This window comes from Desulfuromonas acetexigens, from assembly GCF_900111775.1.
GTDB lineage: Bacteria > Desulfobacterota > Desulfuromonadia > Desulfuromonadales > Trichloromonadaceae > Trichloromonas > Trichloromonas acetexigens.
Genome location: NZ_FOJJ01000002.1, coordinates 73,292 through 96,027 on the forward strand (window position 1 = coordinate 73,292; position 22,736 = coordinate 96,027).

A 22,736-nucleotide genomic window follows, 5' to 3' on the forward strand; every position below is an offset into this window, starting at 1 on the left:
AATTACTTACGCAACCCCATTTCGAAGGCTTTCTCGGCCTTCTGCGCGGCGGCTTCGGCACGCACGGCGGCGGCATCAGCGCGATTGGCAGCGTTTTCCGCACGACCGGCTGCGTCGGCAGCCTTCCCAGCAGAGGCTTCAGCGGCAGAGGCGGCGCCTTCAGCGCGAGCAGCCGCGCTTTCAGCGGCCGTAGCCGAGGCAGCGGCAGCGTTACTGGAATCAACGGCTTGCTTCAGAAGAGTTTGGTCCGCAGGAGAAAGTTTCGCGGAACAGCCCGCGAGGCAAAGGAACATGGCACCGGCGATCAGAGAAACGATCTGAGCTTTACGCATATTGGCCTCCTTGAAGTGATTTCTTTTGCTTGTGAGTTAATCAGAATATCCACAGCTGTCAAGTGTCGGCTAAATAAAATTCGCTGAAGGGGTGAATCAAACGACCCACCCCTTCCGCGATCTTTGTCCATTCATCTACATTACGGGAGAAGCGACTTGATGTACTCCCGGTTCAACTTGGCGATGAACTTGACATCAATGCCCTTCGGGCAAGCCGCCTGACACTCGTAGTGGTTCGTACAGTTGCCGAAGCCGCACTCTTTCAGAGCCTCGGTCATCGCCTTGACGCGAGCCTTGGCCTCGGGACGGCCCTGGGGCAGTGCCGCGAGTTGAGCGACTTTGTTGCCGGTAAACAACATGGCTGAACTGTTGGGGCAACCGGCGACACAGGCACCGCAACCAATGCACTCAGCAGCATCCATGGCGTACTCAGCAGCAGGTTGGCTAATCAGAATCGAATTAGCGTCAGGCACGCCGCCGGTATGACAAGAGGTGTAACCACCTGCGTTCTGGATCGCGTCGAGAGCGGAGCGGTCGACAACCAAGTCCTTGACGATGGGAAAGGCCTTGGCGCGCCAGGGCTCAATGTAGATGCTGTCGCCATCTTTAAAAGTGCGCATGTGCAGCTGACAGACCGTGGTACGATCTTGCCCACCATGGGGGCGGCCGTTGACGACCGTAGAACACATACCGCAGATCCCCTCGCGGCAGTCATGATCAAAGGCGATGGGATCTTTCCCCGTTTTTATCAGGACTTCATTCACATCGTCGAGCATTTCCAGGAACGATTGGTCCGGGCTGACATTCGGAGCCTCATACTGTTCCAGTTTGCCCATGTCCTTGGGGCCCTTTTGGCGCCATACGTATAATGTAAGGTTCATTATTTATAACTCCTTACCGCCAGATGTACATTTTCGAATTTCAGGGGTTCCTTGTGCAACTCGGGCTCCTTATCAACCCCTTTGAACTCCCAGGCCCCAACATAGCAGAAGTTCTCGTCGTCGCGCTTGGCTTCGCCGTCGTCATACTGATGCTCGATCCGGAAGTGGCCGCCGCAGGATTCTTCACGATGCAAGGCATCGCGGGTCATCATTTCGGCGAATTCAAGGAAATCGGCCAAGCGACCGGCGTTCTCCAACTGCTGGTTGAACTCACCGGCGGTGCCGGTAACCTTGACGTTCTTCCAGAATTCCTCGCGCAAGGCGGGGATTTCCTTAAGTGCCTCGTTAAGGCTTTGTTTGCTGCGGGCCATGCCGACATTGTTCCACATGATCTTGCCGAGGGCGCGATGCATGTCGGAAACGGTTTTCTTGCCGTTGATCGACAGCAACTTGTTGATCTGACCGTTGACCTCGTCCACCGACTTCTTGAACTCGGGATGGTCGTCCTTGATCTGACCCGGCTTGACCGTCACCAGATAGTTGGCGATGGTGTAGGGAATGACGAAGTAACCGTCGGCCAGACCCTGCATCAGCGCCGAGGCGCCGAGACGGTTGGCGCCGTGGACGGAGAAGTTGGCCTCACCGAGAACGAACAAGCCGGGGACGTTGCTCATGCAGTTGTAGTCAACCCACAGGCCGCCCATGGAGTAATGGGGCGCGGGGTAGATACGCATCGGCTGTTTGTAACCGTTTTCGTCGGTAATCTTCTCATACATTTCGAAGAGGTTACCGTAACGGGCGGCAATGGTGCTCTGACCGAGGCGATTGATCGAATCGGCGAAATCGAGATAAACACCGCGTTTGCCGGGGCCGACGCCGCGATCGTCGTCGCACTGCTCCTTGGCGGCGCGGGAAGCGATGTCGCGGGGGGCCAGGTTACCGAAGGAAGGATACTTCCGCTCCAGGTAGTAGTCGCGATCTTCCTCGGGAATAGAGCTGGCCGGCTTTTCGCAGTCTTCTTTCTTTTTCGGCACCCAACAGCGGCCGTCATTACGCAGCGATTCGGACATCAGGGTCAGTTTCGACTGATGCTCGCCATGCTGGGGAATACAGGTCGGGTGGATCTGGGTATAGCAGGGGTTGGCCATGTAAGCGCCTTTTTTAGCGGCTTTCCAGGCGGCGGTAACGGAGCAACCCATGGCGTTGGTCGAAAGGTAAAAAACGTTGACGTAACCGCCGGTGGCCAGAACCACGGCATCGCCCCAGTGGGACTCAATCTGCCCAGTGGTCAGGTTGCGGACGGTGATCCCCTTGGCGACCCCGTCGACTACGACCAGGTCGAGCATTTCCGTACGGGGATGCATGGTAACGGTCTTGGCCTTAACCTGACGACAAAGAGCCGAGTAGGCGCCGAGCAGCAACTGCTGACCGGTCTGACCGCGAGCGTAGAAGGTACGGGAGACCTGGGCACCACCAAAGGAACGGTTGTCCAGGTAGCCGGCGTAGTCGCGAGCGAAAGGCACGCCCTGAGCGACACACTGGTCGATAATGTTGTTGGACACCTGAGCCAGACGCCAGACGTCAGCCTCACGGGCGCGGAAGTCCCCACCCTTGATGGTGTCATAGAAAAGGCGGTAGATGCTGTCGCCGTCGTTCGGGTAGTTCTTGGCGGCATTGATGCCGCCCTGGGCAGCGATGGAGTGGGCGCGGCGGGCGCTGTCCTGGTAGCAGAAAGCATGGACATTGTAGCCCAGTTCGCCCAGAGAGGCGGCGCCGGCGCCACCGGCGAGACCGGTGCCGACCATCAAGATTTTGTATTTACGCTTGTTCGCCGGGTTCACCAGCTTCATTTCAAAGCGGTGTTTATCCCACGATTTTTCGATTGGTCCGGTAGGACATTTGCCGTCAAGTATCACGAGGAACCCCCTAAATCTTTACGATGCCAAAGATGATGAGAATCGGAATCGAGATGTAGCCGAACAGCAACACCAAGGCAACACCCTTGCTAACCTTCTCGAGGATATGCAGGGAAGGCCCGTTGTTGAAACCGAAGGTCTGGATGAAGCTCTGGAAGCCATGGCTTACATGCAGGAACAAAAACACCATCGCGGCCACGTAGATCAGAGAAATAAGGAACTTCTGGAAGCTGAGAACCACCATCGTAAAAACGTCGGGACGGCCCAAGGCATCCGCCGGCAGAAGAGAGGCGGAAATCTCGGGGTTGGTCACATGCGCGGTGAAGTGCAGGATGTGGTAAACGACGAAAGCCAAAAGCGCCAGACCGCTGACGATCATGGTTTCCGACGCGAAATTGGCCCGGGCCATTCTCTTGACGGCGTAATTTCCGGGAGTCGCGGCCCGGTTCTCCAGAGTTAGCTGGATACCGAAGATGATATGCAGGCCGAAGACAGCCAACATGAACAAACGGAAGATCCAGACAAGAGGACCAAGATCATGAAGATGCTTGGCGTAAGCGTTAATACCATCGGCTCCCCAGTACACGGAAGAGTTGCCGAGCAGGTGAACGCAAATAAACGAGATCAAGATGAAGCCTGTAACAGCCATCAAGACCTTTCTGCCCACGGTGCTTTGAGTGAATTGCATAATTTTCATCCCTTAGAATGATTTTTAGAGCGAATAAGGAATCATCATTCCTTGTCCCTGTAGTTACTCATCCGGCGCACTCAGTCGTCGGGACCGGGGGTACTCCCACCGTCTCCCCGCGCTTCGACCGAAAAAGCAGGAACTTTTCGAGGGGGGGGTGCGCGCCAGCAAGCCAGAAATTCCATTTCCTCTCTCCTCGCCAATAGTTAGCCCACACATGAGCAATCCACAGAGCATGCCGGCAAACCCGGCAACATCATGGTCCTAATGTATACTGCATACAACACACCGTATACTAAACATCGTTTGGAGAAAAAAGCAAAAAAAAAATTAACCTAGCCCCTCATGAGAGCCCCAAGGTATCGACACTCCAGAATCCTTTACAGCCTATGCAAAATCGATCCATGCCTAAGCAAAGCGAGGTTAGCCTACACCAATAATGAACCAGAGAAAACAACAAAATACAAAAAGATCCCGCATACTCGACGCATACACACTGCAATGGATAAAAATAATCTAGTGATTTTGGGATATTACAAAAGACAATCAGGCCTATACAGAAGGGGGTGACAAGTAAGAGTGTATAAAAAGTCAATACATGTCACCTGGCCAAAAAACATCAGCATGAATTTTGGTCAGCAAATATCTTCAACCATATCAATATCTTATGTTTTCTAATTGGTTAATGCAAATATTGGCACGTTCGCTGCTTATTTTTCTGGGAAAGGCCCCTGTGAACCAGTTCAGGAAAGGAGCAGAAAATGAAAAAGCCCCTTGGCGCATCGATTTTTACACTGAGCCTGGCGTTCCCCTATCAGGCGTTGGCCGAATCCAGCCCGGATTCAGCTGAAAGCGGTTTGGCCGTCATCCTCTTTCTTTGCTTCATCGGCCTAATCATCGTCGGGCAACTACTCCCTGGGATCAAACTCTTCTTCGCGATGATCAAAGGTCTCTTCAAAAAACCATCCGAGCACATCAACAGCGCACATCATAAATGAGAACGATTTTCAAGAAAGGAGAGTCACCATGAAAAAATCGATAGCCGCTCTTGCTTCCTTGGCCCTGCTCACCCCGAGCGCCACGGCGTTTGCCTCAGTAGGGCGGAGTGACCACAGTGGGTTTGTGGTCTGGATCTTTCTCGGATTTTGCGGTCTGATCGTTGCTGCACAACTTATTCCCGCCTTACTGGTCATGCTTGGCTTGGTCAAAGGTGCAACAGAAAAACAGCCGGAACCTGCCAGGGAAAAAGTTCATTAATCTACCACCGGCGGGGAACAAAATCAGCTTGTTCCCCGCCTTCGCTCCCGCCAAACCGCCTAATTTCCCTTCGCCACCGATAACCCTTGACCTCCCCCTGCAAAAACGTTTACCTATTCCCTGAATCCGTAAGATCACAATCAGAAAAATTTTTACGAATGCAGATAAGTTATTGATTATATTCGCTATTTACGTTATCATTCAGCCCGTCGAAAACTCACTTGGCGGGTGAATTCCATGAAACGTTTGATCATTGAGAAGGCCAAAGACGAGTTCTATACCTCCCATTCCGGGCTGGCGCTCATCGGTTTGTGCCTGAATCGTTTTACCAGTTTGACCTCGCGTCTGGGGGGCGTTTCCCGCTTGAAGAAGGGGGCCATCGCCCATGCCGATGTGATCCGGAGCTACATCGGCCTGCTGTGTCTCGGCAAGAGTGACTTCGAGGCGATCAGCGGCTTTCGCCAGGATCGCTTTTTCCGGGAATCCCTGGGCCTGAAGGAGGTTCCCTCCGAGCCGACCTTGCGGCAGCGGATGGAAGAGCATGTTGAGGTGTTTCGAACCATTGTGAACTTTTGCGCCACCGAGTTTCTGCGCACGTCGCAGGCGTTGATGTCGGCGCTGCCGATGGGACATGTTCCCCTGGATATCGACGTCTTCACCATGGACAACTCCGGCACCAAGAAAAAAGGGGTGTCGCGGACCTACCAAGGATACGACGGCTACGCTCCGATCGCCGCCTATCTGGCCCTAGAAGGGTGGCTGCTGGAGATCGAGCACCGCGAGGGCTCCCAGCACAGCCAGAAGAACTTCGTCCCCTTCCTCGCCCGGGTCTTGCACAAAGCGCTGGCGCTGACCGCCGCGCCCTTGCTGGTGCGGCTCGATTCGGCCCACGATGCCTGGGAGACCCGCATCGAGCTGGCCCGTCACGAGCGGACCGACTACATCCTGAAGTGGAATCCCCGGGGGCAGAGCAAAAGTCACTGGCGGCAACGGGCTTTTTCCGAGGGATTGGTCAGTGATCCGCGACCGGGGAAACGCGTTGCGATCCTGAATGTTCGGGAGACCCATGTCTGGACCGACGATAACGGCATCAGGCAGGAACTGACCTGCCGTCGGGTCGTTCGGGTCATCGAGCGCTCCACCGACAAAAAAGGCCAGGGGCTGCTGGAACCCGAGATCGAGTTGGAAGGCTGGTGGACCACCCTGAACCTCCCCGCCGAAAAAATCATCGCCCTCTACCAGGATCACGGCACCAGCGAGCAGTTTCACAGCGAACTCAAAACCGACATGGATCTGGAGCGCCTGCCCTCGGGCAAATTCGAGGTTAACAGTCTGGTCATGAGCTGCGCCGCGCTTGCCTACAACATCCTGCGCTACATCGGACAACTCGGCCTGCTCGGCGACAAGACCCCGGTGCGGCACGGCGCCAAACGGCGGCGGCTCAAGACCGTCATGCAAGAACTGATGTACCTCGCCGCCCGGCTGATCGAGACCGGTCGGCGCTTGCGACTGCGCTTCAGTCGCCACAGCGGCCTGAACTTCGAAGCCTTTGCCGGAGTCTACCGGCGCCTGGCCTACGGATAGGGAATGAAACCGAAACGACAACCTCGAAAAAACAGTGCTCGGCAACAGCGCCCACGGCCCAACTCGCCCGAAAAACGGCATTCGGACAGTGTTGGTGGTCAAACCATCAAAGATCGTCGCGTGTAGCGGAACCCAGGAGGCCGTTTTTAGTTCAATCCACAACCCATGCCTCGAATTCGCCTCTCAGGAAAGGGAAAGTCGGGGTGCGGGCGGCGGGTCTCACGGATTCAGGTATTCGTCAATCTGGGCGGTTTCTGACCGTCACAGCGCACGCATTGCACCTAAGTAAAAGGTGCGCGACGATTTTGTCGCGTCCTCAATCCAAAAGGCGATCATGGCAACGGGGCAAAAATCGATCCAGAGCAAGCTGATTCGCGTCATCATGCTGGTCAGCGCCACGGCGCTCCTTCTTTCTTCCGCCACCTTTGTCTACAACGAAGTCATTTTCTACCAGCAATCATTACTCAGAGAACTTTCAACCCTGGCGCAGATGGTGGGCGAGCATACCCGCGCCAGTCTCATGCTCAGGGACTGGAAGACCGCAGATCGTCACTTGGTCAGCCTGACTTCCCACGCCCCAATCAAGCATGCCTATCTCTTTGATCGAGATTTCAAACCTTTTGCTCACCACATCAATTATCCGGACGGCTTCGCCCAGTCCGCACCGATCTGCGACAAACTGACCGGACCGTCCCTGCCCGCCACCGGCTCCCAATGCCTTTCATGGCGGCACTTTGCCGTATTCCTGCCGATCTTCAACGATGGTGAACAGATCGGCACGGTTTTCATCCAGGCGGATCTCAGTGGGCTCTATGTACGCCTCGGCCGCTTCATCCTCGGCACCCTGGTTGTTCTCGGGCTAACCTTCCTCGTCACCTATCTCATGGCCAGGCGGTTGCAGAAAAGGATAACGGAGCCGATTCTGGACCTGCATGACACCATGAGCCGTGTCACTTTGGGCGCCAACTATCATTTGCGCGCCCGCAAGACTTCCGAGGATGAAATCGGCACCTTGATCGACGGCTTTAACGACATGCTCGGCCAAATCGAAAAACGTGACGCGCAACTGTTCGCTCACCGGGAAAATCTGGAGCAGGTCGTAGCGCAGCGTACAGAAGAGCTCCGCGAAACCAACCAGCAACTGGAAGACTCCATCGCCCAGTTGAACCGAGCAAAACTCGCGGCCGAAACCGCCCATGCCTCCAAGTCCCAGTTTTTCGCCAATATGAGCCACGAAATCCGCACACCGATGATCGGCGTTCTGGGGATGTCCGAACTTTTGCTCACCACCCCCCTCGACGAAAACCAGAAGGGGCTAGCCCGCACCATCCACGGTTCAGGGGAGGCCCTCCTGAGACTGCTCAATGACATTCTCGATTTCTCCAAAATGGATGCGGGAAAGGTGCACCTCGAAGAGATCGGGTTTGATCTGCAAACCCTGCTCGAGGGGGCCGTAGCCCTGATGGGGGAAAAAGCCCAGGCCAAGGACCTGGAGCTTCTCTGCCGCATTGCCCCTGATCTGCCCCGGCGCTGGCGTGGCGATCCCGGCCGGATCCGGCAGATCCTTCTGAACCTGATCGGCAACGCCGTCAAGTTTACCGATAGTGGCGAGGTGATAGTAGCGGTCGATAGGATTAGGGAGGAGGGCAAAGACTGTCTCGCCCTGTCCGTAAGCGATACCGGCATTGGCATGACGCAAGAGATCCAGCAGAAAATTTTTGAATCCTTCACCCAGGCCGAGGATTCAACCACTCGCAACTATGGCGGCACCGGGCTCGGTCTGGCTATCGTTCGGCAACTCGTCGACCTGATGGCGGGCGACATCACCGTCGAAAGCGAGCCAGATCGAGGCACAACCTTCCGCATCCTGCTCCCCTTGGAAATGGAATCAGAACTCTTGCCGGCGATGCCGACATCGGCTCTCAGCTTCCGCAGGATTCTGCTCATTCATCCCAAAGCATCCGGCCGTGCCCTGCTCAGCGAATTGCTGCAAGCGCAAGGAGCCTCGATCGTCGCCGCAGCCGATCTGGAACAGGGGCTTCTCCAGACCAGGGAAGACCTTCAGCCCATTTCCCTGGTCCTGATCGATACGGACATTCCGGAGCAGACCGCGGAAAAATTCCAGGCGATGTTCCCTACATCTCCTCGCCCCCCCCTCCTTCTCAGTTGCCCGCGCCGCGCAGATCCCGGCGAAGACCAATGTGCGCGGATGGGCATTCATGGGCTGCTTTACAAGCCGGTCCTCCCTTCCCAAGTGACCCCGGCCGTGATCAAGGCAATGAAAGCGGTACCGGCGCCGGTGACCGAACCGAAAGTGATTCCGCTGGCGCACCCCGGTGAAAAACGGGTTCTGGTGGCGGAAGACAACCCGACGACGCAAGCCTTGTTACGCCGACTTCTCGAAGACTTGGGCTGCCGGGTCGATATTGCCGCAAACGGCAGAATCGCCGTGGAACAACTGGATCGACACCAGCTGATACTGATGGATCTGCGTATGCCGGAGATGGACGGCTTCGAAGCAACGCGGCAAATCCGTCGGCAGGGGAAAACCGTCCCGATTATCGCCCTCACCGCCCACGGGGAGCGCCAGAACGTCGACGAATGCCTGGCCGTCGGCTTCAACGCTTATCTGCAAAAGCCTTTTCGTAACCGGCAACTGCAAGAACTTGTCGGGCATTGGCTCGGGCAGGGACAAATCGAACCCGTGAGTTCCTTTGTCCAAAACTCCCCAGAAACTTTCACCATTCCAGCCCCGCCCCGGGTGCTGGTGGTCGATGACACCGAAGCCAACCGCCGACTCATGCAGATCCTCCTCGCACAACGGGGCTACGCCGTCGAGGTCGCCGAAAACGGAGCCATGGCGTTTAAACTCCTCACCCAACGCCCCTTCGACCTGGTCTTCATGGATTGCCGCATGCCGGGCATGGACGGCTTCGAAGCCACCCGTCGCCTGCGGCAAACCCATGGCCGACTGCCAGTCATCGCCCTCACCGCCCGCCATGGGGAGGCGGTTCGTGAAGAATGTCTGCGCCAGGGAATGAATGACTATCTGGCCAAGCCCTTTAAGCAATCGCACCTGGAGGAGATTCTCCAGCGTTGGCTACCGGCGCCGGTGGCGGCAGATGGTGAAGTGAGACAGGTGACGGAGTGCAGCTCATGCGCTTAGTCCACTGGAAGCCGCTCACGATCCTGGGCATCTCGGCCGTTTATTTCGGGCTGACCGTCGCCCTGGCTCTGCCTCTGCTCGGCCATCATCGTCCTTCGGAGGCATTGCGCCTCGAATCCGTCGACCGCCGCCAGGGGAGCGTCGGCCAGCCTCTCTCAATCCGGTTGAAGGGCGCAGGCTTCGATGCGGACACCCGCTTTACCCTGGTCCATGACAGCGGCAATCAGCAGGCCATAGAGCGGCGCATAGCGATGTTTTCCGGGGTTCGAACCATGTTGCAGGACGGTTCGCACATTTATCTCGGGACCGGCGACCGGCGGGTTTGGAAAATCGACCTGAATCAGCCAGAAAATCAACAAGGGGCGAACCGCTGGAGTATGAACGGTCAGCCGACCGCCCTGCTCAAAAGGGGGGAAACTCTCTGGATCGCCAGCGGACAGGGAGAATTGATCCAGGTGGCGGTCGACGGTCAAAGTCGAAAAACCCGTATCGCCGGCACCATCCTCTCCCTCGCCCCAGGCAGGGACAACACCTTGCTGGCGGCGGCCGGTCGCCAGGGATTACTCGTGCTGAAACCGGGAGACGAAACGAACGGCCCCGACATCATCGGTTCCCTGGACATTTCCGGCTCCGCCCTCGCTGTCACCAACAGAGGAGAACTTGCTTTTATCGGCACCGCAACTGCCGGGTTACAGATCTGCGACCTGAGCGACCCGACCAGCCCCCGGACTCTGGCGCGGCTTAACCTAACCGGGGCGGTACAAAACATCAGCCTGCAGGGCTCGCTGGCGCTGATCGGAACCTCTCTCGGCTTATCGATTGTCGATATCGCCGATCCCGCCACCCCAGTTCTCCTGAATCACCTCCAAATGGGAAGGGTCAATCAGGTTCTTGTTCAAGGGGATCTGGCGTACCTGGCTACCGGTGAAACCGGTCTCTTGCAACTGGATCTTCGTGATCCCCACCGCCCCCTAATCACCGGCCACCTATCTCCGGGGGAGGCGATCCACGCTTTCGCTCTCAACGGAGAGCGGGTCTTTCTGGGAACACAGAGCGCCGAACTGCTGCTCGCCGATCTCAACCGCATCGCTGAGCACCCGGCGTGGCGTCCTAATTTTTACGGCCGAACGTTTCCCGTTCACCCGACCCCGGAAACAGCTCCTCTTTCCGAGAAAGTGTTGGACGAAGTCTTGACCCGTCTTCGGAACCAGTTCCCCGAAAAGACCTCGATCACGACGATGATCTACAATGCCGATACCTTCTATCTTGCGACCAGCCAGGGTCTGGTAAGTCTTGCCCGAAATGGAACGGGCCGACCTGAAGTTACGGCATCAGGCATTACCGAAATCTCGGGGCTTGGACTTGCGGGGAAGACTCTCTATCTCTACGGAAAAATCGGGGCGGAAGAAGAGGATTCCGGCACCTCGGCGCAAAACCGCTACGGAGTCGAACTCTTCTCCATCGACGAATTCGCAGAACCCCGTCCGCTGACCCAGATTCCAACGGCACATCCGATCTCAAAAATACACATCCGTAACAACCATATGTATCTGACCCTTGTCGGCCAAGGCGGGCAGATCTTCGATCTTCAAGATCTTCGCCATCCCCAACAACTCGGTTCTTTCCAACTCCCCTGGCCGGAACAGACCTTCGCCAACAGTCAAGATTTCGTCCTCAAGGGAGAAACCCTCTATCTGGCCAACGGCCGCGCCGGCTTACAGGTTTTCGACGTTTCCGACCCCGTCAACCCCCGTCGCCTCGGCGCGCTGAACCCTCCCGGCGGGCACCTCAGCAGAATCGCCCTCCATGAAGACCGCCTTTTCGTTTACGACTATAACGGCGACTTGCAGCTCTACGACATCACCAATCCGCACGAACCCTGGCTTTGCGGTGTCCTTGATCGGATCGCCTCTTTGAATACCCTGGAAGTGCGGGATCATAAACTGCTCCTCGAGCCGACAACCTATTCGATAATCGAAAAGGCGCTGCCTCTGGTCGCCGAAAAAATCGACCTGAAAAGCAGCGCCCTGGCTGAAATCACCTTCCCACCGCCGGTCTTCCCCGGCAACTATTTTCTTTACGCCTTTGACAACCGGGGACGGCAGGTGCTCGCCGACCTCATCCGCGTCGAGGAACCTCAGAAGTAATATTCCATCCCCGCCCAAAACTGACGCCCCAGTTCATAGGTCTGAATCTCCTCCGCCGCTCCCGCCGGCACTTTCTGATTGAAGACGTTGTTGATTTCGAGACTGATTTGGAGGCCGTGGTTGCGGTAAAGATTCCGGCGCCAATCAAGCTTCCAGTTGAAAATCCAGGATTCGGGCTGTTTCTCTTCCTGATAGGCCATGGCCACTTCTTCCGGAACCCCCTGAGTGGTCCGCTCGCTGCTGGTGAGGGCGTCGAGACCGACATAGCCACTGCGGTATTTGGTGTGGTTGGTGAAGGTGAAGTTATAAGGGAGCTTCACCGAGTAGACCAGATTTGCCTCCCAGGGGCGGTTGTAATCCCTCCGGGGCAACTCGGAACAGGCATAGCTTCGGCCATCGAACCAGCAGGTTTCTACAAGATCGAGTCCATCCAATGCATCGTCATAACCTTCGTTGCTGGTGGTCGATTCCTGATAGGTGCCGTTGACCGCCAGATAATGGCGCCCCCAGCGGCGTTCCCATTCGGCACTGTACGCCTCGTAACGACTGGACCCGTTATTGTTCAGCGAAACATATTTAGCGCCGTCCTCGCGGGGTTCGGTATCCTTTTGACTGGCAAACTGATCTTCACCGTCCCGCTTGACGTATCTCAGTTTGACCGTGCCCCCCAGCATCCGCTGGTCAACCCCCAGAACCAGTTCATCGGTATAGGGCGTTTTCAAGCGAGAATAGAGATATCCGGGTCCATAGGTGAGAGTTTCCCATTCCCCAGTCGCGACATTCAACTTCTGATTCAGCGTGGGACGACCGGCCTCGCGCAGTTTGTAGGCCAGCAGGGTCTTGCCGTAATAACGGTTCCAGCCGGCAATCGCAACAGTACTCCCGTTGCCGAACAGGTCGTAACTACCGGCCAGCCGAGGGGCATAGTCCGAATTTTTCATGAAATCGTTGTAGCCCACATTGAGCCCCGGGCGCAGCTCTAGGCGCATCCAGCGGATCAGGTCTTCGAAATAGACATTGTACTGGTCGATGTCTTCTACGACGGAAGCCTCCTGAAAAACCACCCGCCGGGTAAAATACTGCTCGCCATCAATACAATCGATCGCCCCCTCGTTGCAGACCACTGTGGCGGAGGACATAGGGGAATAAAAGTTGTAGGAATCAGCATCCCGTTCATGGCTGCCCCGGATCCGCTCATAATCGGCCCCGATCTTCACGGTATGCTCGAGCCTCCCCGTCCGTACCGGAGCAAAAGAAAACTTCCCTTTCAACTGATAGTCCTGCTGGCTTTCCTCCAGGGACCCTACCATCCCTTCACGGCTGGAGGTCGAGTCGACCAGTTCTCCCCAGGGCTTTGAGGGCGAGACTTTCCAGATGTAGAGATGCGGTGGGGCATTCCTTTCGCTGTCACTCTGCAGAAAACCCGCTTTGAGCTCCAATTCACCCAGGCTAAAATAATGTTTGTAGCCGGCCTGATAATTGTAAATCATCCGTTCCACGGTGTAATCACTTGCGTAAGAATCGGGATAGAAATACTCCCCCTCTTCCGGCTGGAACGCGGCGGTAAGAGTCAGGACATCCCGTTCCGTCAGGTCGACTTCATACTTGAGAAAAAGATTCTCCCGGCGGCGCAACTGATCTTTGGTTTCCCCCAAATGGGTCAGATGGAGATCGGAATTCAGGATTGAATAGGAAGCGACCAGCCCCATCTGATCGGTCAGGGGAACATTAAGTGTTATGCCGGCGTCCTGCTTGGTGAATTTCGGCTGCATGGAAGCGCTGTTCGAGTCACTAAAGGACTCTTCGTCTTCAACGTGGAATTCAGTCCATTCATTACGGGTCGTGCGATAACGAAGCTTGCCGCCGAACTCAGCCCCGGGCGAGATGGTATCAGCGCTGACCACCCCACCGGAAAATCCGGAAAATTCGGCGGGCACATTATTATCGTAGACGGTCACTCGGGACACTAGGGAGGTATCGATGACCATCGTCTGGGGGGAAGACGGCAGAAAGAGGCCGCTATTGGTCGAGGAACCGTACATGGGATCGAGTTGGTTATTGATTCCCATCCCGTCCAGAAGAAAATTGTTGTCGTAAACCTTCCCCCCGGAAATCGAAAGCAAAGGCGGCGAAATCTCCCCCCCCTGCAATGACGTATTCGTCATTTCCCCGGCCTGCACCCCCGGCAAAACGATCAGCAGGTCGTTGAGGTTGCCGTCGCCTTGGGGCAGGGCTTCCAGTTGTTCGGCGGCAAGACGACTACTGCCGCTTATGCGGTCTTCGGCGACACCGGTCACAGTGACAGGCTCCAGGATTGTAGCGCCGTCGGCGGCATGAGTGGAAACGGCACAACCCAATAGAATCAGCAGTGCGGCCAAAGCTGAAAACTCGGCACAAAAAACCTTCATCGGGACATCCATTTCTATGCTTTATATAGATATTCTAATGACTTACAGGAGACTTCCGTCACTTTAAAGAGATTCCCCGTCAGTGTCACGCTTTTTTCGGCGCCGTCACCATATCGTCAGGGGGAAAGGACTTCGACTTCGCGACTTGACCGCAGAAGGGCCTTTCGGATATATAACCCTCCAACCCCTCACTATCGTCCCCGGATACTCCGTGAAACATTCGCCCCTCCTCGCCGCACTCACCCTTTCCTTGGGAATCCATGCTGTTATTGTGCTCTTTCCCGAAGAGGTCGGCGACGTCCGCCCCGCGCCGGAAAAGACCACGGAGGTGGGCCTCGTCTATATCGCTCCACCCACGACCTCCCCCCCCCAACCCGCGCCCGCGGCCTCGGCAGCGCCCCTGAAACCAACCCCGCCCCCGACGCCTCCAGAGCCGAAAGCGCCCCCGAAGAAGCGACCGCTCCCCGAGAAACCGCGCCGGACGGCGGCCAAGAACATCCCCCCCCAACAGGCGGCAGCGGAAGTCCCGCCCCTGCCGCAAGAGCCGGTCCTACCGTCAGCAACCTTGACCGACCTACCTGTCTCCACCGAGGCGCCGGTAACGGAATCCGTTCCCGCCGACGGGCCGCCGCCGACAGCCCAGACGCAACCCCTTCCGCAGTCGACTGGGACGCCTCCCGTAGCGCCCGCCCCCCTTTTCAAGAAAACGATCCAGCCACCCCGATATCGCTTCACTCCTAAACCGGAATATCCGGGCCTGGCCAATCAACGCCGTTGGCAGGGGGAGGTGTTGCTCAGGGCACTGGTTGATGACCAGGGAGCTGTGACCCGGGTGGAAGTGGAATCCTCTTCCGGCCACGACATCCTCGACCAAGCGGCCCTGAAAACGGTTCGTCGCTGGAAGTTCGATCCCGCCCACGACGGAGAGAAAAATGTTTCCCATGAGGTTTTCCTGCCCGTTCGTTTTGAATTACCCCGCCGCTGACTTCCCACGCAAACGGGGATAACAGAGCGGCCATATAATTTCCCCCTTCTCTTGACTTGTGCGGCCGACTTCATGCTAATATTCGGAGTCGAATTCAATTACCACGGCAACCTCGATGCTTGGTAGCGGGAGTCAGCCCGCTTGGAGGAAGGACAATCATGCAGAGTGAATTTCAATCGATTATCAATGCGGTGGGGGATTTGCCGCCTATGCCGATGGTGGCGACCAAAGTCGTTCAGTTGATGCAGGACCCGAATAAAACGGCGAAGGATCTGGCCGATGCCATTTCCAAAGACGCAGCCGTTTCGGCGCGCCTCCTGAAAATCGCCAATTCTTCCTTTTACAGTATGCAACGCCAGGTCAAGACGATCGAACACGCCATCGTCATCCTCGGCGAAAAGACCTTGAAAAGCCTGGTGCTGGCCTCCAGCCTCAAGGGGGTCAACAAGACCTTCGGCCTGACGGAAAAGATGCTCTGGGAAGATTCCATCGGCGCCGCCATCGGTTCGCGCCTGGTTGCCCAGCGCTTTAAATCGTCTGATCCCGAAGAAGCCTTTCTCGGCGGCCTCTTTCGGCACATCGGCAAGTTGGTCATGAACAACACCGATCCGGATAATTTTCTACAGATCATTCAAGGGGTGTACAACGGCGAGGGAACCTTCGAGGACCTGGAGAAGAAATTCTTCCCCTATTCCCACGCCCTGATCGGCGAAGCTGTACTGCAAAAGTGGAATTTCGCCGAAAACCTCACCCAAGTGGCCCGCCACCACGAGGATCTCGACGTTTCACGCAAAGAGCAGCCCGAACTTTACCGTCTGATCTTGACTGTCCATATCGCCGACAAGCTCTGCCGCAAGCTCGGCATCGGTCAGCGTGAACCGGATGAAGGCCTCGATCTCTTCGAATCTCTCAAGGATAAGGCGCCGGGCATCAAACCGGAACACCTCGACAAGGTCCTGGAAGAGTTCCGGGTGATTTTCGAACGGGACCGTGACGCCTTCCTCGAAAACTGAACCTCAGAGCCAACGCGACAAAAAACGCCGGCCTCGTCAGAGTGCCGGCGTTTTTTGTCGGAAAAGACTTCGCCCCCGCCGGAACGCATCCGACGGGGGCGAGTTTTATCCGGAAGGCTTCGGCTTACTTGCCGTAGCCTTCCATTTCATCGAACTGCAGGTACTTGTAGATCTGCTCGGCCTTGGGCGCGACTTTTTCTTTGTAGACAGCCAGATATTCGGCCGGAGTCGGCAGTTTGCCCATGTTGGTGATGACCGCGCCGAGTTCGGCGGAGCCGAGGTAAACCTTGGCGCCGTTACCGATACGGTCGTCGAAGTTACGGGTCGAGGTGGAGAACATGTTCACTCCGTCAGGAACCCGGGCCTGGTTACCCATGCACAGCGAGCAACCGGCGATCTCGATCCGGGCGCCCATGGCGCTGTATACCGAGAAGATGGCCTCGTCCTTGAGCTGCTGCTGATCCATGCGGGTCGGCGGGCAGATCCAGGTGCGAACGGCCGGATTGAACTTCTGGCCGCGCCAGATTTCGGCAGCGGCACGGAAGTGGCCGATGTTGGTCATACAGGAACCGAGGAAAACATCGTGAATCTGGGTGCCGGCAACCTCGGAGAGGAGCTTGACGTCGTCCGGGTCGTTCGGGCAAGCCAAGATCGGCTCCTTGATATCGGCCAGGTCGATCTCGATGACCGCGGCGTACTCGGCGTTGGCATCGGCCTTGAGCAGTTTAGGCGCCTTCAGCCACTCATTGACGGCATCAATACGATTCTGCAGGGTCTGGGGATCCTGGTAGCCCTCGGCGATCATCTTCTTCATCAGGGCGACGTTGGAGCGCAGATAGGTGCAGACCGACGCTTCGGAGAGCTGGATGCAGCCGGCGGCGGCGGAGCGCTCGGCGGCGGCGTCGGTCAGCTCGAACGCCTGTTCGACGGAGAGCTCGGGCAGACCTTCCATTTCGAGAATGCGGCCATTGAAGATGTTCTTCTTGTTCTTCTTGGGCACGGTCAGCAGGCCCTGCTTGATCGCCCAGAAGGGGATGGCGTTGACGGCGTCACGCAGGGTGATGCCGGGGTTGAACTTGCCTTTGAAACGCACCAATACCGATTCGGGCATATCCAGGGGCATGAAGCCCATGGCGCCGGCGAAGGCGACCAGACCGGAACCGGCCGGGAAGCTGATCCCCATCGGGAAGCGGGTATGCGAGTCACCGCCGGTGCCGACGGTGTCGGGGAGCAGCAGACGGTTCAACCAGCTGTGAATGACGCCGTCACCGGGGCGCAGGGCGACGCCGGCGCGCTCGGCGATGAACTTGGGCAGGTTCTTGTGCATCTTCACGTCCGCCGGCTTAGGATAGGCGGCGGTGTGGCAGAAGGACTGCATGAACATGGGCGCCTGGAACTTGAGGCAGGCCAGTTCTTTCAGCTCATCAGCGGTCATTGGGCCGGTGGTGTCCTGGGAACCGACGGTGGTCATCTTCGGCTCACAGGCGGTGCCGGGGAGAACCCCATCAACACCACAGGCCTTGCCGACCATTTTCTGCGCCAGGGAGTAGCCCTGACCGGCCTTGGGCACCGGGTTGACCGGCAGGGTAAAGATGTCGGTGGCACCCATGCCGAGGGCGGCGCGCGCCTTCTCGGTCAACGCGCGGCCGATGATCAGGGGGATACGGCCGCCGGCACGGAATTCGTCAGGGACGGTATTGGGGGCGATTTCAAAGGTGGTGATGACCTTGCCGGCCTCATTGGTCACTTCGCCCTTTTTGGTATTGATGATGATGACGTCGCCAGTGTTCATGGCGGTGACATCCATCTTCAGCGGCAGAGCGCCGGAATCCTGAGCGGTATTGAAGAAGATCGGAGCGATGACGCCGCCGATGATAACGCCGCCGGTCTTCTTGTTGGGCACGGCGGGAATTTCGTTGCCGATGTGCCAAAGCACGCTGTTGCAAGCCGATTTGCGGGAGGAACCGGTACCGACGACGTCGCCAACAAAGGCCACCTGGAAGCCGTCGGCGCGGAATTTGGCGATTTCAGCGTTCCCGGTGGGGAAGCGGGTCTTGCCCATGGCCAGAGAGTGCAGCGGAATGTCGGGGCGGCTCCAGGCGTCACCGGCCGGGGAGAAGTCGTCGGTATTGATCTCGCCGTCAACCTTGTAAACCTTGACCTTAATGGTCTCGGCCAGGGCCGGCTTGTTGGTGAACCACTCGGCATTAGCCCAGGAGGTGAGAACCTTCTTGGCGGCGGCGTTGGATTTGGCAAGGGCCGCCACTTCGTCAAAAGCATCGTATACCAGGGTGATACCGGAAAGGGCGCAGGCGGCATCATCGGCCAGTTCGGCATCTTTGAGGGCGTCAACCAGGGGTTTGACGTTGTAACCGCCGATCATGGTGCCGAGAATCTTGACCGCGTCCTTTTTGTTGATCAAAGGGGAGCTGACCGCGCCCTTGAGCAGCTTACCGAGGAAATCGGCTTTGACTTCGGCGGCCGGATCGACCCCCGGGGAGATGCGCTCCTTGAACAGGTTCAGCAGAAAGCTTTCCTTGCCGGCGGGGGGGGCCTGCAACAGCTTGCACAGATCAGCGGTCTGCTCGGGGCTCAGGGGAAGCGCGGGAATGCCTTGGGCCTTACGCTCTTCCTCATGCTTCAGATATGCTTCGATCATCTCTCTCCTCCTCAATGTAGTGGGGACGCTCTCCTTACGGAGCGGCCCCTTGAAAACTGCCGGCAGAGGTCTCTACTAAAAGCCTGCCAATTCGGTAAAAACGGTGCGTGAATCCGCGCGACGGAACCGGAAACCTGCATACTGTATACGATTGCGCGGGTTATTGTCAACGCGGAAGTCGTTCAAAAATAAACCCTTGGCGGGATACTGAAGAGGGGTTTCATGGCGGAAAGGATTAAAATGGCGCGACGGGCGGAACGGTTTGGCCAAGGGGTCGGATAATCCGCCCTTTAGCGCGGACCGTTGAACTCGATGCCAAAAAAACTGACATCATCCCCCGGCAGTCGCCCCCGTCCGTAGCCCTGAAGGTCAGACATGAGGCCGTGTATCACCCGCTTCAGGGGAAGATGACGATGGCGCAGAAGAAAATCGAGCAAGCGGCCGTCGCCGTAGGGTTCGCCGTCGGGGGAGAAATGTTCGGTTACGCCGTCCGAGTAGAGATAGAGACGGTCCGCTGGCGCCAGCTGCACCTGCCCCTCCCGGTAGGGAAGCACGCCGCCGAGACCGACCAGGGTTCCCCCCTCGCCGAGCAAATCCCAGGACCCGTCAGCCCGCACCAGGATCGGCGCCGGGTGTCCACCGTTACAGTAGCGTACCCTGCCGGTGCGGGGGTCAAGCAGCAAATAGACGATACTGAAGAACTTCTCGAATCGTTCGAAGGGGTATTCCTTATCGAGTGCGGTCAGGACCTCGGCGGGACCCGACACCTCGAAATAGGGCGGGCGGTCGAGAACCCTCTTGACCAGACGTCCGGTTTGCGCCGTCAGGCTTTGATAGACAGAAACCGTCACCATCGCCGAAGGGATGCCGTGACCGCTCACATCGATCAGATAGACCATCAGGGCGTCTTCTGAAAGGGGGGCCAGATAAAAGAGATCGCCGCCGACGGTTTCGCAGGGGAGAAATTCCCAGGCGAAAGAAAAGGCGTCGCTCTGGGGGAGGGAACGGGGGAGCAGGCTACGCTGGATATGGGAAGCGGAAGCGAGGCTCTGCTCGCTTTCAATCTGGCGCATCAGCAGCTGTTCCTCGGCCAGCATCCGCGCCTGGAAAAGCTGACGCATCCTGAGTAGCAAACCGACCTGTTCGAGCACATGGTCGCGATCTTCGGGATTGACGATGGTGGCCCAGGCACGGGGGGTCAGTTCCCGCATCCGTCCCTGCTCCATCCCCTTCGAGGCAAAGCGCAAACAAGGGATATCGGCCGCGAGCAGCTGGGCTTCGAAAGCACCACGCAGGTCGCCGGAGGCGCGGGCCAGCAGTTCGGCATCGAGCAGCACCAGGGCCGGAGACTGACGCAGACATTCTCCCGCCGCGATGATTTCACCGGCATGAAGGATTTCATGGCCGACGCTGTCGAGAATCCCCCCCAATCCGCAGCGGTCGGAATCGGCACTGGTGAGAAGAATTTTTTCCCGCATTGCACAGAACTCCAGGGAAGGAGAATCGTTCCATTGCCTTCTTTTAAGCTAAACACAGCCGGCCAAGGCTGGCAAATGTATTTTCCCGGCGGGGAACTTCCGCGAATCCCTCATCCCCCCTGGTTACGGGTTTCGAGTTCCTCCCAGCGCGCAAAGAGCTGTTCCAGCCGAGAATCCAGATCCCCCAAGGATTTAGCCACTTCTGCCAAATGCAGGCGGTCCCCCAGTTGCGCCGGATCGGCGAGTAACTGTTCATATTCGGCCTTGCTCTGTTCCAGTTCGGCGATTTCCCGCTCCACCGCTTCGAGTTCGAGCTTTTCCTTGTAACCGAGACCGATCTTCTTCCGCGCCTTTGGCTCGGCGACGGCTGGTTTCGCCTCAAGTTTGCGCGCCTGCCGTTCACCCTCTTCCCGCAATTCCTGAAAACGCAGAAAATCCTCGTAATTCCCTTCGTAATAGACCACCTTCCCGGATTCCTCGAAATGGAGGATGCCGGTGGCAACCCGGTCGAGAAACCAGCGGTCGTGGGTCACCACCAGCACACAGCCGGGGAAATCGGCAAAGGCCTCTTCCAGCACCTGCATGGTCGGGATGTCGAGGTCGTTGGTCGGCTCGTCGAGAATGAGCAGATTGGCCCCCTGGAGCATCAGGCAGGCTAGCAAAAGCCGTGCCCGTTCGCCGCCGGAGAGGGTGCTGATGCGTTTGCGCTGCTCCCCGGCGGGGAAGAGGAAATCCTCCAGATAGCCGATCTTGTGCCGTTTCTGCCCGGCGACCTCGACCCATTCCCCCTCCCCGAGCGCCTCATGGACAAATTGCTCAGGATCGAGTCCGCTGCGAGCCTGGTCAAGATAGCCGATGCGGGTGTTGCTGCCGAGGACCACCTCGCCGGCGGTGGCCGCCAGTTCCCCGAGCACGGTCTTGAGCAGACTGGTCTTGCCGCAGCCGTTGGGACCAAGAATACCGATGCGTTCGCCTTTACGCAGGATGAAGGAGAGCTCCTCGACCAGGCGGCGGCCGCCGAGCTTTATCCCCAGGTCGCGAAATTCGAGAATGGTTCCGCCGAGACGCTGCTCGGCAGCAAACTCCAGCTTGACGTCGCGTACCCGTAAATCTTTTTTCTGCCCGCGCAGCTCATCGACCCGACCGATGCGCGCCTTCTGCTTGGTGGTGCGCGCCTTGGGGCCCCGGTGCAGCCAGGCCTCCTCGCGGCGCAACAGGTTCATCAGGCGGCTCTGGGATCGGCCTTCGGCTTCGAGCCGCTCCTGTTTCTGCCGCAGATAGTCGCTGTAGTTGCCCCGATACTGGGTCATTACCCCCTGCTCCAGTTCGAACATGCGACCCACCACCCGATCGAGAAAGTAGCGGTCGTGGGTCACCAGCATGACCGCGCCGGCATACTGGCGCAGCATAACTTCGAGGGCGGCGATGGTCTCGGCGTCGAGATGGTTGGTCGGCTCGTCGAGGAGCAAGAGCTCCGGCTCGCGCAAAAACATCCCGGCCAGAGCCACCTTTTTGACCCAGCCGCCGGAGAGCTCCCCGACCCGCTGGGACATTTCGACGATGCCGAAGCGGCCGGAGATGTCGGCGATACGATGACCGAGATCCCAGGCGCCATGATGATCGAGCCAGAGTTGCAACGTCTGCTGTTCCGTCAACAGCCGTTCCCCTTCGTCGGCGCCGACGGCGGGCAAGCGCGCGGCGATTTCATGGAAACGTTCCAGTTTTCGGCGCGCCTCGTCCAGCGCCCGCTCCAGGGTTTCGGCGATCGTCAGATCGGGATCAAGTTCCGGTTCCTGGGGCAGATAGGCCGCCGTCAACCCCCGCTTGCGCATCACCTCGCCGGCATCGGCATCCTCGCCACCGGAGAGCACCCGCAGCAGGGTCGACTTGCCACAACCATTGCGGCCGATGACCCCCACCTTCTCGCCCTCGGCCACGGCGAAAACGAGGCCGTCGAGCACCAGGCGCGCGCCGTAACTCTTGTGTAGCCCATTGACATCGATCACATTCATGCGTTTCGTCCTCTCGAAATCACTTCCCGTCAGCGACGGAGCGGCCCTCATATATACAGGATGCGCCGAAAAATACCAAATCAATCCCCAAGTAAGGGCGCCGGCAACGATTGTGACTTATTCTGTCACACAACCGGCAGATCATCGGACCATCCCACCAGAAAGGAATGATGGCCATGTTCGAAATGTTGATGCTTTTGGGCTTTTTTG

15 protein-coding genes are annotated in these 22,736 nt (G+C 57.7%); 7 read left to right on the top strand and 8 right to left on the bottom strand.

Going from position 1 to position 22,736, the window contains the following annotated elements; all coding sequences use genetic code 11:
- Positions 1–2: 2 nt before the first annotated feature.
- From BQ4888_RS03190 to BQ4888_RS03205, 4 genes are all read right to left on the bottom strand, one after another.
- A complete protein-coding gene (locus tag BQ4888_RS03190; RefSeq protein ID WP_092053618.1) occupies positions 3–332 on the bottom strand; it encodes a hypothetical protein in 330 nt (109 codons plus the stop codon).
- A gap of 140 nt (positions 333–472) precedes the next feature.
- On the bottom strand, positions 473–1,213 hold the full coding sequence (locus BQ4888_RS03195) for a succinate dehydrogenase/fumarate reductase iron-sulfur subunit (RefSeq protein ID WP_092053620.1): 741 nt from the start codon (positions 1,211–1,213) through the stop codon (positions 473–475).
- A complete protein-coding gene (locus BQ4888_RS03200; protein ID WP_092053622.1) occupies positions 1,213–3,129 on the bottom strand; it encodes a fumarate reductase/succinate dehydrogenase flavoprotein subunit in 1,917 nt (638 codons plus the stop codon). The genes BQ4888_RS03195 and BQ4888_RS03200 overlap by 1 nt, the downstream gene beginning before the upstream one ends.
- 10 nt (positions 3,130–3,139) lie before the next feature.
- Positions 3,140–3,817 carry a succinate dehydrogenase cytochrome b subunit gene (locus BQ4888_RS03205; protein WP_092053624.1) on the bottom strand — a complete coding sequence of 226 codons (678 nt, stop codon included), beginning with the start codon at positions 3,815–3,817 and terminating at the stop codon, positions 3,140–3,142.
- 761 nt (positions 3,818–4,578) lie between these two features.
- Here BQ4888_RS03205 and BQ4888_RS03210 point away from each other — a divergent pair.
- The 5 genes from BQ4888_RS03210 (at position 4,579) to BQ4888_RS03230 (ending at position 11,971) form a co-directional block, all read left to right on the top strand.
- Positions 4,579–4,815 carry a hypothetical protein gene (locus tag BQ4888_RS03210; RefSeq protein WP_092053627.1) on the top strand — a complete coding sequence of 79 codons (237 nt, stop codon included), beginning with the start codon at positions 4,579–4,581 and terminating at the stop codon, positions 4,813–4,815.
- 28 nt (positions 4,816–4,843) lie between these two features.
- Positions 4,844–5,074 (top strand): hypothetical protein, encoded by a 231-nt coding sequence (locus tag BQ4888_RS03215; RefSeq protein WP_092053630.1) that lies wholly within the window; start codon positions 4,844–4,846, stop codon positions 5,072–5,074.
- A gap of 237 nt (positions 5,075–5,311) precedes the next feature.
- Entirely contained in the window at positions 5,312–6,658 is a 1,347-nt protein-coding gene (locus BQ4888_RS03220) for an IS1380 family transposase (protein WP_092053632.1), read from the top strand.
- Positions 6,659–6,992: 334 nt separating this feature from the next.
- On the top strand, positions 6,993–9,824 hold the full coding sequence (locus tag BQ4888_RS03225) for a response regulator (RefSeq protein WP_092053635.1): 2,832 nt from the start codon (positions 6,993–6,995) through the stop codon (positions 9,822–9,824).
- Positions 9,815–11,971, top strand: coding sequence for an LVIVD repeat-containing protein (locus tag BQ4888_RS03230; protein ID WP_092053637.1), 2,157 nt, complete (start codon positions 9,815–9,817; stop codon positions 11,969–11,971). Before BQ4888_RS03225 ends, BQ4888_RS03230 begins: the two co-directional genes overlap by 10 nt.
- Here the strand turns inward: BQ4888_RS03230 and BQ4888_RS03235 are convergent.
- Positions 11,962–14,379: a TonB-dependent receptor plug domain-containing protein gene (locus BQ4888_RS03235; protein WP_170232940.1), complete on the bottom strand. Its 2,418-nt coding sequence runs from the start codon at positions 14,377–14,379 to the stop codon at positions 11,962–11,964. The genes BQ4888_RS03230 and BQ4888_RS03235 overlap by 10 nt on opposite strands.
- Positions 14,380–14,590: 211 nt before the next feature.
- Here BQ4888_RS03235 and BQ4888_RS03240 point away from each other — a divergent pair, with 211 nt between their 5' ends.
- Together BQ4888_RS03240 and BQ4888_RS03245 are read left to right on the top strand one after the other, a co-directional pair.
- Complete coding sequence (locus tag BQ4888_RS03240; RefSeq protein WP_170232941.1) at positions 14,591–15,364, top strand: energy transducer TonB; 774 nt, start codon at positions 14,591–14,593, stop codon at positions 15,362–15,364.
- Between the two features lie 158 nt (positions 15,365–15,522).
- A complete protein-coding gene (locus BQ4888_RS03245) occupies positions 15,523–16,377 on the top strand; it encodes an HDOD domain-containing protein (RefSeq protein WP_092053643.1) in 855 nt (284 codons plus the stop codon).
- Positions 16,378–16,501: 124 nt separating this feature from the next.
- Here the strand turns inward: BQ4888_RS03245 and acnB are convergent, their stop codons facing one another.
- The 3 genes from acnB to BQ4888_RS03260 form a co-directional block, all read right to left on the bottom strand.
- Positions 16,502–19,036, bottom strand: a complete 2,535-nt coding sequence (gene acnB / locus BQ4888_RS03250) for a bifunctional aconitate hydratase 2/2-methylisocitrate dehydratase (RefSeq protein ID WP_092053645.1) — start codon at positions 19,034–19,036, stop codon at positions 16,502–16,504.
- A 290-nt stretch (positions 19,037–19,326) separates the two neighbouring features.
- On the bottom strand, positions 19,327–20,514 hold the full coding sequence (locus BQ4888_RS03255; protein ID WP_092053647.1) for a PP2C family protein-serine/threonine phosphatase: 1,188 nt from the start codon (positions 20,512–20,514) through the stop codon (positions 19,327–19,329).
- Positions 20,515–20,624: 110 nt separating this feature from the next.
- Positions 20,625–22,526, bottom strand: a complete 1,902-nt coding sequence (locus BQ4888_RS03260; protein ID WP_092053649.1) for an ABC-F family ATP-binding cassette domain-containing protein — start codon at positions 22,524–22,526, stop codon at positions 20,625–20,627.
- Positions 22,527–22,736 lie beyond the last annotated feature (210 nt).

What these genes read in the sequence shown, in the direction of transcription:
- BQ4888_RS03190 (WP_092053618.1), bottom strand. Translation starts at nt 332, where the DNA reads ATGCGTAAAGCTCAGATCGTTTCTCTGATCGCCGGTGCCATGTTCCTT.
- BQ4888_RS03195 (WP_092053620.1), bottom strand. Translation starts at nt 1,213, where the DNA reads ATGAACCTTACATTATACGTATGGCGCCAAAAGGGCCCCAAGGACATG.
- BQ4888_RS03205 (WP_092053624.1), bottom strand. Translation starts at nt 3,817, where the DNA reads ATGCAATTCACTCAAAGCACCGTGGGCAGAAAGGTCTTGATGGCTGTT.
- BQ4888_RS03210 (WP_092053627.1), top strand. Translation starts at nt 4,579, where the DNA reads ATGAAAAAGCCCCTTGGCGCATCGATTTTTACACTGAGCCTGGCGTTC.
- BQ4888_RS03215 (WP_092053630.1), top strand. Translation starts at nt 4,844, where the DNA reads ATGAAAAAATCGATAGCCGCTCTTGCTTCCTTGGCCCTGCTCACCCCG.
- BQ4888_RS03220 (WP_092053632.1), top strand. Translation starts at nt 5,312, where the DNA reads ATGAAACGTTTGATCATTGAGAAGGCCAAAGACGAGTTCTATACCTCC.
- BQ4888_RS03225 (WP_092053635.1), top strand. Translation starts at nt 6,993, where the DNA reads ATGGCAACGGGGCAAAAATCGATCCAGAGCAAGCTGATTCGCGTCATC.
- BQ4888_RS03230 (WP_092053637.1), top strand. Translation starts at nt 9,815, where the DNA reads ATGCGCTTAGTCCACTGGAAGCCGCTCACGATCCTGGGCATCTCGGCC.
- BQ4888_RS03235 (WP_170232940.1), bottom strand. Translation starts at nt 14,379, where the DNA reads ATGAAGGTTTTTTGTGCCGAGTTTTCAGCTTTGGCCGCACTGCTGATT.
- BQ4888_RS03245 (WP_092053643.1), top strand. Translation starts at nt 15,523, where the DNA reads ATGCAGAGTGAATTTCAATCGATTATCAATGCGGTGGGGGATTTGCCG.
- acnB (WP_092053645.1), bottom strand. Translation starts at nt 19,036, where the DNA reads ATGATCGAAGCATATCTGAAGCATGAGGAAGAGCGTAAGGCCCAAGGC.
- BQ4888_RS03255 (WP_092053647.1), bottom strand. Translation starts at nt 20,514, where the DNA reads ATGCGGGAAAAAATTCTTCTCACCAGTGCCGATTCCGACCGCTGCGGA.
- BQ4888_RS03260 (WP_092053649.1), bottom strand. Translation starts at nt 22,526, where the DNA reads ATGAATGTGATCGATGTCAATGGGCTACACAAGAGTTACGGCGCGCGC.